General features: G+C 71.1%; 18 protein-coding genes. 13 read left to right on the top strand and 5 right to left on the bottom strand.

Going from position 1 to position 10777, the window contains the following annotated elements:
• A partial coding sequence (locus IEZ31_RS54930; RefSeq protein ID WP_190258146.1) for a hypothetical protein occupies window positions 1-491 on the bottom strand: 491 nt, incomplete at its 3' end.
• A 556-nt stretch (window positions 492-1047) separates the two neighbouring features.
• Between IEZ31_RS54930 and IEZ31_RS54925 the strand changes: the two genes are divergently transcribed.
• The 4 genes from IEZ31_RS54925 (at window position 1048) to IEZ31_RS54910 (ending at window position 2547) form a co-directional block, all read left to right on the top strand.
• Window positions 1048-1392, top strand: coding sequence for a DUF2958 domain-containing protein (locus IEZ31_RS54925; protein ID WP_229837311.1), 345 nt, complete (start codon window positions 1048-1050; stop codon window positions 1390-1392).
• A complete protein-coding gene (locus IEZ31_RS54920) occupies window positions 1389-1637 on the top strand; it encodes a hypothetical protein (RefSeq protein WP_190258145.1) in 249 nt (82 codons plus the stop codon). The genes IEZ31_RS54925 and IEZ31_RS54920 overlap by 4 nt, the downstream gene beginning before the upstream one ends.
• Before the next feature lie 77 nt (window positions 1638-1714).
• A complete protein-coding gene (locus IEZ31_RS54915; protein WP_190258144.1) occupies window positions 1715-2116 on the top strand; it encodes a hypothetical protein in 402 nt (133 codons plus the stop codon).
• Window positions 2113-2547, top strand: a complete 435-nt coding sequence (locus IEZ31_RS54910) for a hypothetical protein (RefSeq protein ID WP_229837309.1) — start codon at window positions 2113-2115, stop codon at window positions 2545-2547. The genes IEZ31_RS54915 and IEZ31_RS54910 overlap by 4 nt, the downstream gene beginning before the upstream one ends.
• Here the strand turns inward: IEZ31_RS54910 and IEZ31_RS54905 are convergent.
• Entirely contained in the window at window positions 2505-2645 is a 141-nt protein-coding gene (locus IEZ31_RS54905) for a hypothetical protein (protein ID WP_190258142.1), read from the bottom strand. The genes IEZ31_RS54910 and IEZ31_RS54905 overlap by 43 nt on opposite strands.
• On the opposite strand from IEZ31_RS54905, the gene IEZ31_RS54900 reads away from it, so the two are divergent.
• The 3 genes from IEZ31_RS54900 (at window position 2644) to IEZ31_RS54890 (ending at window position 5159) form a co-directional block, all read left to right on the top strand.
• Window positions 2644-3258, top strand: a complete 615-nt coding sequence (locus IEZ31_RS54900) for a hypothetical protein (protein WP_190258141.1) — start codon at window positions 2644-2646, stop codon at window positions 3256-3258. The genes IEZ31_RS54905 and IEZ31_RS54900 overlap by 2 nt on opposite strands.
• A 110-nt stretch (window positions 3259-3368) precedes the next feature.
• Window positions 3369-4094: a hypothetical protein gene (locus tag IEZ31_RS54895; protein ID WP_190258140.1), complete on the top strand. Its 726-nt coding sequence runs from the start codon at window positions 3369-3371 to the stop codon at window positions 4092-4094.
• A gap of 219 nt (window positions 4095-4313) precedes the next feature.
• Complete coding sequence (locus IEZ31_RS54890) at window positions 4314-5159, top strand: DUF6884 domain-containing protein (RefSeq protein WP_190258139.1); 846 nt, start codon at window positions 4314-4316, stop codon at window positions 5157-5159.
• Window positions 5160-5233: 74 nt separating this feature from the next.
• Here IEZ31_RS54890 and IEZ31_RS54885 read toward each other — a convergent pair whose 3' ends face one another.
• The gene (locus tag IEZ31_RS54885) at window positions 5234-5899 is read right to left on the bottom strand and encodes a hypothetical protein (RefSeq protein ID WP_190258138.1); all 666 of its coding nucleotides are present in this window, start codon (window positions 5897-5899) and stop codon (window positions 5234-5236) included.
• A gap of 93 nt (window positions 5900-5992) precedes the next feature.
• Here IEZ31_RS54885 and IEZ31_RS54880 point away from each other — a divergent pair, with 93 nt between their 5' ends.
• Window positions 5993-6250, top strand: coding sequence for a hypothetical protein (locus IEZ31_RS54880; protein ID WP_190258137.1), 258 nt, complete (start codon window positions 5993-5995; stop codon window positions 6248-6250).
• Between the two features lie 175 nt (window positions 6251-6425).
• Here the strand turns inward: IEZ31_RS54880 and IEZ31_RS54875 are convergent, their stop codons facing one another.
• On the bottom strand, window positions 6426-6626 hold the full coding sequence (locus tag IEZ31_RS54875; RefSeq protein WP_190258136.1) for a tetratricopeptide repeat protein: 201 nt from the start codon (window positions 6624-6626) through the stop codon (window positions 6426-6428).
• Between the two features lie 632 nt (window positions 6627-7258).
• On the opposite strand from IEZ31_RS54875, the gene IEZ31_RS54870 reads away from it, so the two are divergent.
• The 5 genes from IEZ31_RS54870 to IEZ31_RS54850 all read left to right on the top strand — a co-directional run bounded on the left by IEZ31_RS54870 (window position 7259) and on the right by IEZ31_RS54850 (window position 10517).
• Window positions 7259-7504, top strand: coding sequence for a hypothetical protein (locus tag IEZ31_RS54870; protein ID WP_190258135.1), 246 nt, complete (start codon window positions 7259-7261; stop codon window positions 7502-7504).
• 394 nt (window positions 7505-7898) lie between these two features.
• Window positions 7899-8513: a helix-turn-helix transcriptional regulator gene (locus IEZ31_RS59975; protein ID WP_373294890.1), complete on the top strand. Its 615-nt coding sequence runs from the start codon at window positions 7899-7901 to the stop codon at window positions 8511-8513.
• Between the two features lie 137 nt (window positions 8514-8650).
• A complete protein-coding gene (locus IEZ31_RS54860; RefSeq protein ID WP_190258148.1) occupies window positions 8651-8881 on the top strand; it encodes a hypothetical protein in 231 nt (76 codons plus the stop codon).
• Window positions 8882-9105: 224 nt separating this feature from the next.
• Window positions 9106-9696: an RNA polymerase sigma factor gene (locus tag IEZ31_RS54855; protein ID WP_190258133.1), complete on the top strand. Its 591-nt coding sequence runs from the start codon at window positions 9106-9108 to the stop codon at window positions 9694-9696.
• Complete coding sequence (locus tag IEZ31_RS54850) at window positions 9693-10517, top strand: hypothetical protein (RefSeq protein WP_190258132.1); 825 nt, start codon at window positions 9693-9695, stop codon at window positions 10515-10517. The genes IEZ31_RS54855 and IEZ31_RS54850 overlap by 4 nt, the downstream gene beginning before the upstream one ends.
• 30 nt (window positions 10518-10547) lie before the next feature.
• Here IEZ31_RS54850 and IEZ31_RS54845 read toward each other — a convergent pair.
• Window positions 10548-10777 (bottom strand): hypothetical protein (locus tag IEZ31_RS54845; RefSeq protein ID WP_190258131.1); only part of this gene is annotated, 230 nt, incomplete at its 5' end.

Here is a 10777-nt window from a genome sequence, read left to right as displayed (position 1 = left end):
TCGTAGTCCTTGCGACGCATGCTGTGGCTGCCCCGATCGGCACCACGATGCGTCGAGTCCCGGCCGATTCCTTCCGGGAGTTCTTCCACTTCCAGAAGGCCAGCGTCATTCGGCAACTCCGCCGGCGTCGCCCTGGGGTGGGACACGCGCATCGTCCCCGCGGCCAGGACGGCAGCCGATGATTCGGGCGGATCCACCACGGCGGCCTTGAGCCGTGCGAACTCCTCGGCCTTCGTCCCGACAGGTTGCTCGCCAGGCGTCCACCAGCACACCCACAGGAAGTACTCCGGGTATCCCAACGCCGTCGACAGTTTGGCCATGGTCGCGAGACGGGGACCACGCGCAGCTGCTCGTCCTGCGGCCTTCTCCCGCAGCTGCCTCAATGTCTGCGGGTTGATGTGGGCTCGCCGCGCCAGCTCCCGGTCGTCCCAACCCAGATCACGCAGCCGCTCGTCGAGCTCACGCAGCGCCAGCTCCTGCAACGTGCTCACTCCCCCAGGCATCCCACACGACCGAGGCCGATTCCGTGGCTCTCTGAGAGGCAACCCTGCACCGGCTGCGTTGCGGTGGCGTGAGCGCCGCCGCTGCCGCCCCGCCCTCGGCGGCACCATCCCGGCCACTGGCCGCGCCATCGCCGATCTGCGACCGCGCCCGGTCGCAGATTGATTAGCAATGGCCATATCTTGCTCCGTCACGTCGGCCTTCCGGTTTACCGGCGACGAAGTCGCCGGCGCGCGCACCGCAAGATCACCGAGGAGCCGGGGCTCGACCACGCGGTGATCTTGAAGGTGGCCGCGGAACGGCCGGGCACCGAGTCGCTCCACGGCGGCGCCCCGCCGGCCCGGCACCGTCGACAACGGCGCCGGGTCAGACCGCCAGCACAGGCGCCCGGACAGCGGCGGTAGTGGCGCCAGCTTCTCCTGGTCAGAGGGCATTTACGCGCCCATTCGACCTTGCCGCCACGAGACAAAAGGGGTATCATTATACATGTAGGGGGCGGGACGGCAACCCTCCCCCGCCAGAAGTCCGCTGCAACGGAGGAGATCCATGAGCATGCGCACCACCGATCCGGCGTTCGACCTGATGCCACGGGAGATCCGCGAGGCGATCCCGGCCCTGTACGCGCAGGACGGCAAGGGCGACGAGGCCACGGTCTACGTCAAGTTCTTCCTGCCGGCCACGAGCTGGACCTGGTACGCCACCGAGTTCGACCCCGAGGACGGCATCTTCTTCGGCCTCGTCGTCGGCCACGAGACCGAGCTGGGCAACTTCGCCCTGGCCGAGCTCCAGCAGGTGTCGCGGTACAGCGGGGCGATCCTCGTCGAGCGCGACCTGTACTTCACGCCGAAGACCCTCGCCGAGGTCCGCCGCGAGCTGGCGGGGCAGCGATGAGGGCGGCGACGGTGACGACGATCCCGTTCGAGCCGGTGCTGCCCCTGGGCACCGTCGTGCGCGTCGCACCGACCGGCCAGCGTTCGCCGTGGCCCGCCGAGCAGCTCTTCGTGGTGATCGGCGACCGCAACAACGGCATCACCTACCGCCTCGCCGTCCTCGGCGGCGACCCGCAGCACCGATACCAGACCGGCGTCGCCCGGGCGCTGCTGACCGTCGTCCCGGTCACGTCGATCAACGCCTGATCACCGGCCCGGCGCTGGGGACGGCAACCCGGCGCCGGGCCTTTCCGGAAGTCCCTGCCCATGAAGGAGCCACACCCGTGAACCAATCGGACCCGGCCGGGAGCCTGGCCGTGAGCCCGGCGGTCGTCACCCCGGCGCTGGACCGGCTGCGCGGCCACCTCGACGCCTTCCACCGCGCGCCGGACGGCGCGGCGGCCGGCGACGCCGCCGTGGCGGCCGTGGCGGCGGCCCAGGCGCTGCTCGACGCGCTCACGCTGCGCACATACCCGGCCGAACCCGGCACCGACGACCGTGGCGAGCAGGTTGTCATCAGCGTCTACGGCGTCGACCTGTCGATCCGGCGCCGCGCGGACGGCGTGTTCGTGCACGTCGACAGCGTCGACATGCCTGCGGACCTGCTGCCGCTGATCGGCGAGTTCAACAACGGCGGCGAGAACGTCTACGCCGAGGCGGACGACGATCCGGCGGGCCTGCGGTGACCCGCGGCGCGCGCTCGGTGCGCGTTGAGGCGCCCGCCGGGCGCACCTACGAGTTCCTGGTGAGCGGCGACGCCACCGCGGCCGTGCTCGTCGACGGCGCCGCCGTGCTCGGCGTCGACGCGCACGGCGCCGGTCACTGGCCCGACGGCGAGGTATGGCGGCGGGTGCCCGGCCAGGTTGTCGAGCGCTCCGCGACGGTCCTCGACATGACCGAGGAGCAGTTCCACGCCCTGCTGGCCCACCTCGGCCTCCCGCCGGGCTGGTGGGGCCGGTGGAAGGGCGGGCCGGGCGAGACCCGCCGGCTCGGCCTGAGTACCGAGGAGTGGAGCTGCGGCAACCAGACCCGGCTCGACGTGGCCCTGACCTGGGTGCGCGCCCAGGGCCTGGCCTACGAGGAGACCACGACCGTGCGGTACACCCCGGCCGGCTGAACACCGCCGGCCAGCACGACCCCGGGGCGGGTGGACGGCAACCGCCCGCCCCGGGCCTCCCAGAAGTCCGCGACGTCCCAGAGGAGATCGCCCGTCATGAGCACCACGGACCAGACCGCGTCCCCCGGCCCGGCCGAACAGGCCCCCGCCCTGGTGACCCTGCCGCACAGCGGCGTGCAGGTCCCCGACGCCGCGCTGCGCGTCACCTCGCTCCGGCAGCTGCCCACGCGCGACGGCGTGGCGTTCCAGGCGGTGCTGCGCCGGGGCCGCAACCGGGTCGGCACCGTCGAGAACGAGGGGCGGGGCGGTGAGACCTCGTTCTACCCGGCCGCGCCGAACCTGTTCGGCTACGCCGAGCTCAACGCCTTCGCCGACGCCTGCCGGACCGCGTCGGGCGGCCCGTGCTCGACCGAGCAGCTGCTCAACGAGCTGGTCAACGAGTACGACACCGCCCGGATCGTCACCGCCGACGCTCGGCGCGGCCGGGTCACCGTCCGGCTGATGGCCCCGGTCATCGAGGGCGACCCTGACCTCTACACCGCCGAGTTCGCCTCGGTCGGCGTGCCCTCGGGTACCGCACCGAACCTCGCCGAGGTCGCCCGGGTGCTGGCCACGACCCGACCGGCCGGTCCGCGCGGGCGCTGGCAGTACTGGACCGGCGCCGCCTGGCAGACCCTCCCGGACCCCGCCGCGGCGGCGACCAGCGGCTGATCCGCCGCCGCCCGGTGCTCGGCCAGGTCCCGACGGTCAGGGGCCCGGCCGGGCTGCCGAGCGGCTACGGCCACCCGCCCAGCCGTCGACCCAGCCTTTCAGGAGGAACGATGTCCGACACGACCACCCCGAACCTGCGCACCCTGGCCGAGCGGCCGGCCCCCGTCGCAGCCCTCCCGACGCCGTGGCAGGAAGCCCAGATCGCCGGCGACCCGGTCCGGGCCGCGGCGCACGAACTGGCCGAACGCAGCGGCAGCGTCTTCGCCGCGCTCACCGCCGCGAAGGCGGCCGACATGCTGAGCCGGGCCTTGCCCGGTGCCGCGCAGGCGATCATCGAGCGGGACTACGCCGCCACCTGCACCTGCCACACCATGAGGCTGCGGCTCGTGCGTGACGACGCCGGCGCGGTGCTGTGGCGCTGCACCGCCTTCGCCGAACACCCGGACGTGGTGCGCCGCGACGAGCTGGAGGCGTACGGCGGGCCGGTGCTGCCGGTCCTGGACGAGGACACCCGGGAGGCGATCGAGTCCCTCGCCGCCGCCGCACAGCGTTGGGGCTCCCCCTTGGCCTCGGCCGACGAGACGTTCACCGAGTTGCACGGCGGCGTGCGGGAGCCCGTGGTCTACGACGGCGAGTTGTACGTCCTGCTCGTCGACGAGGCACTCGCCTTCGCCGCGGCCCCGCCCACCGGCTCCGCGTCACCGGCCATCGCCCTGGTCCGTCTCGCCACCGTGCTCGCCGGCGAGACCGGCGTCATCGTCGCCGAAGACGCCGCGAGCCGGCCGGGCGTCGTGCACACCGAGGCCTCGGCCGCGGCCGCTGACCGCCGGCGCTGACTGGCGTTCCCAGCCGACGCGCGGCGGCGTTTCCAGGCGCTGACCTGCCCGAACAGCGGCGGCCTCGGGTTGTCCGCAATTCCCTTTGACAGGGTATCATTATATAGATCAGATCGACGCTGACCGACTCCCGGCCGGCTGCGCGGGATCTCATCGCGCACGCAGCCGGCCGGAGCCCCAGACCGGCCAATCCCCTCCGACGTAACGAAGGAGTCCCCGATGCCGCGCCACCGTCCGACCGGCACCGCCCCCCTGCCGCTCATCGGCCCCGGCATCGTCGGTGCGGGCATCGAGGTCGCCTGCGAGTACGGCTGCCTGCCCTCGGGCTACGGCCCGCTGACCCGGGCGACGATCGTGTCGCTCGGCGCCACCACCGCGACGGTGCGGGTCTACGGCGAGACGACGACCCGGCGGGTGCCCAACGACATGATCCGGCTGTACCACCGCCAGGAGCTGGCCGAGCAGTACCCGCGCGACCGGCGCGACGTCGCGCGACCGTACGGCGGCGGGTGCACCAACCCGCGTACCTGGCAGTGGCTGCCGCACTACGCGTGGATCGGCTGGACGATCGCCGAGCACCTGCAGTACGCGCGCGGCGAGCGGCCGTTGGCCGGGGAGCCTGCCCGGCCGCCGGCGCGGCTGGTCATCGTCGGCTGCGGCTGGCGCAAGCGGGAGCGGGCCACCGACGCCTTCGACCTGTACGTCGGCTCCTACTACCGGGCCGCGCGCCGCGCCGCCGACGCCCTGCTCGCCGCGGCCGACGACGGCTACCAGGCGATCCTGTCGGCGAAGTACGGCCTGCTGGACCTGCACGACGTGATCGGCCCGTACGACGTGCGCATGGGTCAGCCCGGCGCGATCGGCGCCGACACGGTGGCCTACCAGGCGCAGCAGCAGGGCCTGCTCGGCGCTCGCAAGGTGGTCGTGCTGGCCGGCCGGGCCTACGCCGACGTGGTCACGTCGGTCTGGCCGCACGCGCAGCGGCCGCTCGACGGCACGGCCGGCATCGGCGAGCAGCTGCAGCGCCTGGCCGCGATCGCGGCCGCCGGCGCGACGGCCGGGTGAGCCTCGTCGGCCTGGGGGCAGACACGGATGCGCCGGGGGCGATCGCCCCGGCGCGTCGTATGTGGTTGGGCGTATCAGGCCGCCGGGCGGCTGACGATCCGGTAGCTCCAGGCGGCGAGGGTGGCCGCGATCGGCGCGCCGCCGGCGGTGACGCCGACGATGGCGCGGTCGTCGCCGGTCGCCGCGCTGGTGGTGATCGTGACCTCGGTCGTGGCGGCGCCGTCGGTGCCGTACATGTCGATGGTGTCGCCGGGGCGGAGCCCGCCGGGGGCGCCGGGGGTGTCGTCGCAGCAGGCGTCGGCGAACTCGCCGCTGGCCAGGTCGTTGGTGCGCAGCAGGACCGTTTCGGCCGGCTCGTCGGCGATCTGTGAGGTCACGACGCGGCCGTGCCGGGCGACCCAGTAGGCGGGCAGCCGGCGCTCCGGGTCGCCCTCGAAGGTGTAGAACTCGTCGGCGCTGGCACGGTGGGCGGCCAGGTCGACAGCGGTCGGGACCTCGGCGATGCGCATCTCGTGGTCGGCCGCCCAGGAGCCGAGGCAGTCGGCGCAGACGGTGGCGTCGCTGCAGGCCACGGTGCTGCGGATCGCCAGGCTGACCCACGGGTTGTCCGCACCCTCGGCGAGGTCCTCGTGCAGGCGGATCTGCAGGTCGCGGCCGGCGGGCGTGCGCTGGGGGTGGGTGCTGACGGTTGCGGCGATGAAGCTGGCGATCTCGGCGAGGTCGCTGCCGGTGATGGTCATCGAGGGGCCGCCCTTCGGAGACGTTTATTAGCTTGCCATTATTCTGCGCGGCACCTCTGGAAAATGGCAAGCCAATATGCCATGATTCTTTTCATGGCACGCCATCCCACCCGCAATTTCCGCCCGAACCCTCGCTACTACGACCCGGTCGAGGCGGCGGCCGCCGCCGGCGTCAGCATGAACGTGCTGCTCCAGGCCATGTTGCGCGAGTTCCTCGCCGCTCCGGCCGCCCGGCTCGCGGCTCTCGCACCCCACCTGCAGGCAGTCGCGGCCGAGACCCCCCGCCGCGGCCGGCCATCCACCGCCGACGCGGCCGTCCCGGTCGCGTCGGCGCGTTCCGACGAGGACTGACCCGCTGCGGGCCGCCCCGCGACCGGCCGGAGTGCGATGTGCCACGACGATGTCAGCGCTCATCGGTCAACCCGATGTCAGCGAATGTGTCACGAGATGTCAGCCATGATCGCTAGGCGCAGCAGCAGTCACGATGATAGGTGGCGTAGTGGCCTCGCCGACGAGCCGTTCCGAATTACTCCGACCGGCGCAGCACAGCTGACGATGATGCTCGTGCCCGCTCGTGCAGGTCCCGCGCCGCCGGGTACTCCCCAAGCATGTACAGCGTGTCGGCGAGGCGGTTCATCGACCAGGCGGTGTGGGGATGGTCATCGCCGAGCAACTGCTGGTGCAGGGCCCGGGCGGCCTGCCAGGCGGCCACTCGTGCCGCCGTCACCAGGAGTTGGCTGGCCGTAGAGGGCGACGACGAGCCGTACCAGGCCGTAGATGATCCCCGCAGGACGGCCACCAGGCCGCGTAACGCCCCCCGGCGCAGGCCTCGATCCGGCTCAGGAAGAGCGGGCGGCAGAGGCGTTACCGGCTCGGTTCCCGTTGCTGCTAGCTCAGCGGCGTTCGCCGCCACGCTGCACTCCCGCAGGGCGAGCGCAGTTGCATCGCAGTTTCGCGCCGCAGGAGCGGTGTAGTTCTGTGGGGCCCGCCGCGGCTACGGCAGGCCCCGCCGACGCCGTCCAGATCCAGAGGCCGTGTCGGGCTGGGAGCGTCCGGTGTGATCCGGCCTGCTCCGCTGGAACTAGGATCGTCGTTCGCCGGTCAGCCCTCCACTACCTCAACAGGTAGTAGGCACTCGCGTTCCGCCCTGCTTTTGGTAACAACGCCCTTGGGATTTGGCAACAGTTCACCCGGTGACGGGCCACCGGTCGGACGGCGATACTTCCTGCAGCGGGACCCCGGTGTCGAGCGGCTACTCGGCCCCGGACGTTCGTCTCGTCCTGGCACATGCCGTCCAGATCCAGCGGCGGGCTCCCGGGGACTGCGGTCCCCGGACGGCTCGTCTGCGTAGAGAGGCCGATGATGAGTGCACCCTCCCGCGGCTCCGCCGGCGACCCGCCCGGCAGGAAGACGCCCCCGACCATGGCGCCGACGTTGCTCGTGCTGCCCGTTCTCATCTTGCTGATGGGTTTCTCCGTCTGCGAGGTGCTCCTTGATCAGCCGGCCATGGCGACGGCGTCCGGCGTTGCCGCGATCGGCCTGGCCACCGAGATGGCCCGCCGGCTGCTCCGCGCGCACCCCTCCGACCAGCGACGTCGGGCGTGAGCGCGCCATGCCTCGACCTCTCTCGGCGGCGGCTAGGCGCCAGCTGAGCCAGTTCGCCGCCGACCTGCGGGCCGTCCGCGAAGCAGCGGGCACGCCGACCTATCGGCGTATGGCCGTCGTCGCGCGCCACGCGGCACCCGCGCTGTCGCGAGCGGTAGCCGGCCGCGCTGTTCCGAGTTGGGCCTGCGTCGAGGCATTCCTGCATGCCTGTTCCGTCACGGACAGACGCGAGGTGGACCAGTGGCACCGCCGGTGGGCTGCGCTGCGGGCGGCTGCCGCGCCGGAAGCCGGACGGCGGCGGGAACGCCGCGCCGCCCAGCCATCAGCCCCGGCGCAGCCCGAGAGTAGTGAGCCCGCCGTCCTGGTTGCGAGCCTGCCCGATCACACCAGACGCATGCTGCAGGTCGCCTCCGCGATCGGCACGTCGTTCGGTCTTCTGGACCTGGCCCGGCTCATGCGGTGCGGGACTGCCAGCTTGTTGCCCGCGCTCGACGAAGCCCTACAGTCGGGCATTTTGGTCGTAAAAGACGACCTCGTTGCCTTTTCCAGCGTCTCGGCTCATCAGGTAGTTGAGGCGTCCCTCCTTCGCCCCGTGGCAGTGGCGCTCAGAGAGGAGCTGCTGGCCCGCGGCTCGTCGGGCGGCGCGACCGTTGGCCAGGACCACCCGGATGGCGGGAGGCCGCCGCCGAACCAGCAGGAGACAGGCCTCGCCCGACAGGCGGGGACAGCACTGCTCCCCTCCCAGGCCGCCGAGCCGTTCGCTGATCAGCGGCTCGGCTACTCCGCCGGCCAACGTCGTCCGGGCGGCTGGGAGTCGCTCACCGAGCGGGAGATCTACATCGCGGGCCTGGTCGGGAAAGCATTGACCAACCAGCAGATCGCTCACCGGATCGGGATCAGCCGGCACACCGTGAACTACCACCTGCGGCGGATCTTCTCCAAGCTCGGCATCGTCTCCCGGGTCGAGCTGGCGTCGGCGGCGCGTGAACGACAACGCTCGACTGCTTGAGCAGGGGCCGATAAGACCATTATGGTGCGCCGTCGGCTCGGTCTTCGACGCAACTCTGGAGGGCGACGCTCACAACTTTGCGCTCAGGTCGATCTGCCTCCGAAAGCTCATCTCCCGAGCGGAACGGAGACTCGATCATGACTACTGCGACGAACCCCCCATCGCCTTTACCGCCACCGCCACCGTCGCGCTCGGCCTGGATCGCGTTGGTCCTGATCGGCGCGGTGATCGTGGGCGCGGCGGCCGGTCTGCTCGCGTACGCCGGGGGCAACAACGTGCCCACCGCGGTGCTCGCCGGCGGCAGCGCGTTCGGGGCTACCGTGTTGCTGCTGCTCGCCCTGCTCAACTTCGCGTCGAGCAGGCCGTAAGGGGCACAGTCGGATTTCGGCGCAGCGATCGCAGTCGGTGGGCGGGTTCCCCGCCCACCTTTTCATGATCGACACCAGGACCAGAGGTGATCAGGCCGAGCAGCCACCGACTCAAATTCTTCAAAAGAATCTTGGCGTGTTCGCTCACACCTGTCGTCTCTGCGGGATCGACCATGAAGAGCCGCCCGCCACGGACGGCATTCCCGCCCGTCGGAGGATCGGAGGTGGCGCCCGAATTGGACGCCGACAGCCAAGCGCCACAGACGATGGGCGATCCGCCGCCCAAATACGTCGGCTTCTTCCGCGACCACTATCGGGAGCTGATGCGGGTCGCGATGTACACCGGCGCCGTGGAGGACGAGGCGCACGACGCGGTACAGGACGCGCTGCTTGAGGTGCTGAAACGCTGGTACAAGATCGAAGACCCCATGTCGTATGCGTGCATCACCGTGATCAACAATGTGCGGAAGATCAAGCGGTCCGAACGCAGCCGTCTGAGCCGGCAGAACACCTACCTGGTAGAGAGCTTCGAGCGCCCGGCGGACGAGCCGAACATCTGGATCGACCGCGATGGAGTGGAGGCGATGCTGGGCGAGCTCACCCCCGGCCAGCGCGAAATCGTGCGGGAGCTGCTGCAGGAGCTGACCCCGGCCGAGGTCGCGGAGGTACTCGGGCGTTCCTACGACGCGGTGCGCACCGCCCTCACCGACATGCGAAGACGGCTACGAGCCGCCGGGTACGAACCCAGGCCCTCAACTACCAAACGTCGAGGCGATCAAGAGAGCCAACACCCCACGAGGGAGGAGGACCGGTGACCATGAACCTCGAACCCCGCCAGAACAACGGGCCTACCTCGCTCAAGCACCTGTTCCGGGAGACGTACGACCTTGTCGACGAGGCCGTCGCCAACACGACCGACGAGCAGATCGACGACCGCCTCCGCGCCGTGCTCCGCAAGGCGGGCTACTCCGAGAAGGCTGCCGCTACCGAGCCCAACCATCCGCTGCCGGTAGCCGTACCGCACCGGGGCCGTGGCGCGACCGAAGGTCCCGATCTCGAAGACGATCGTCGTCAAGACAGCCAACTGGTCTACGCCGAAGGGGAACTCGTCCAAGGCCACCGGCGAGAGGTCGAGCGCGACGAGCGGGCGCTCGATCTTCAACTGGCCGAGCAGGCGCTTGCCCTCCGTGAACGCGAGATGGCCCTTCAGGCCCAGCAGGCCGAGCTCGAGGAACGGCGCGAGAACGCCCGACACCGACGCGAGCTCGAAACCATCGAGGTCCACGCAAAGATCCATAGTGAACGGCGGGCACCGGTACGCCGGATGATCACGCAGATCGTCATCGCGACGGTCACGGTCAGCGGGTACACCGTGTCGGCGTGGGTCAACGCCGTGTCGCTGCCCTCCCTGTCCATCAGCGCCGCCGTCCTGCTGTATCTGGGCTTGGTGCTCGTCGTGACGCTCCGAGCAACGAGAGGTTCAGATCGGGAGCGCGAATCGGCATACCAAGTGCTGCAGGTGCTATGGCCCTTCCACCGCTTGACGCCATTCTTCCGGGGCAGGGACCGCGGGTACGACAGCGCCCAGACGGCTAGACAGAAGGCACCAGCCTCGGAGCAGGAGTTAGCAGACTGAGAGCACCCGTTCGGGTCGCTCCAAGGTCAGTCAGCCCCATGGGCCAAGCTCCGGCGGCGCGGGCAGGTTGGTCAGGCGCAGCCCGAACGTGAGATCGGGGTGCGCGGTGAGCCGGTCGTCGCCGGCGTCTGGCCCTGCCGGGCGGGCCCGGACCGCGAGGTGGCGCTGGACGAGGTCCCGCCGGTACCGGCGGTCCTTGTCCTCGGCCAGCCCGTCGGTGTGGGCGTCCGCGGTGGGCGGCGGCCTGGGTGAGGCGTCGT

The organism is Dactylosporangium sucinum (assembly GCF_014647515.1).
GTDB lineage: Bacteria > Actinomycetota > Actinomycetes > Mycobacteriales > Micromonosporaceae > Dactylosporangium > Dactylosporangium sucinum.
The sequence above is the reverse complement of the archived record's forward strand: the minus strand, read 5'-3'. Positions and strand labels throughout refer to the sequence as shown.

Excerpts from the sequence above, each read along its gene's own strand:
- IEZ31_RS54925 (WP_229837311.1), top strand. The coding sequence starts at position 1,048 with ATGAGCATGCGCACCACCGATCCGGCGTTCGACCTGATGCCACGGGAG.
- IEZ31_RS54920 (WP_190258145.1), top strand. The coding sequence starts at position 1,389 with ATGAGGGCGGCGACGGTGACGACGATCCCGTTCGAGCCGGTGCTGCCC.
- IEZ31_RS54900 (WP_190258141.1), top strand. The coding sequence starts at position 2,644 with ATGAGCACCACGGACCAGACCGCGTCCCCCGGCCCGGCCGAACAGGCC.
- IEZ31_RS54905 (WP_190258142.1), bottom strand. The coding sequence starts at position 2,645 with ATGACGGGCGATCTCCTCTGGGACGTCGCGGACTTCTGGGAGGCCCGG.
- IEZ31_RS54895 (WP_190258140.1), top strand. The coding sequence starts at position 3,369 with ATGTCCGACACGACCACCCCGAACCTGCGCACCCTGGCCGAGCGGCCG.
- IEZ31_RS54890 (WP_190258139.1), top strand. The coding sequence starts at position 4,314 with ATGCCGCGCCACCGTCCGACCGGCACCGCCCCCCTGCCGCTCATCGGC.
- IEZ31_RS54885 (WP_190258138.1), bottom strand. The coding sequence starts at position 5,899 with ATGACCATCACCGGCAGCGACCTCGCCGAGATCGCCAGCTTCATCGCC.
- IEZ31_RS54880 (WP_190258137.1), top strand. The coding sequence starts at position 5,993 with ATGGCACGCCATCCCACCCGCAATTTCCGCCCGAACCCTCGCTACTAC.
- IEZ31_RS54870 (WP_190258135.1), top strand. The coding sequence starts at position 7,259 with ATGATGAGTGCACCCTCCCGCGGCTCCGCCGGCGACCCGCCCGGCAGG.
- IEZ31_RS59975 (WP_373294890.1), top strand. The coding sequence starts at position 7,899 with ATGCTGCAGGTCGCCTCCGCGATCGGCACGTCGTTCGGTCTTCTGGAC.
- IEZ31_RS54860 (WP_190258148.1), top strand. The coding sequence starts at position 8,651 with ATGACTACTGCGACGAACCCCCCATCGCCTTTACCGCCACCGCCACCG.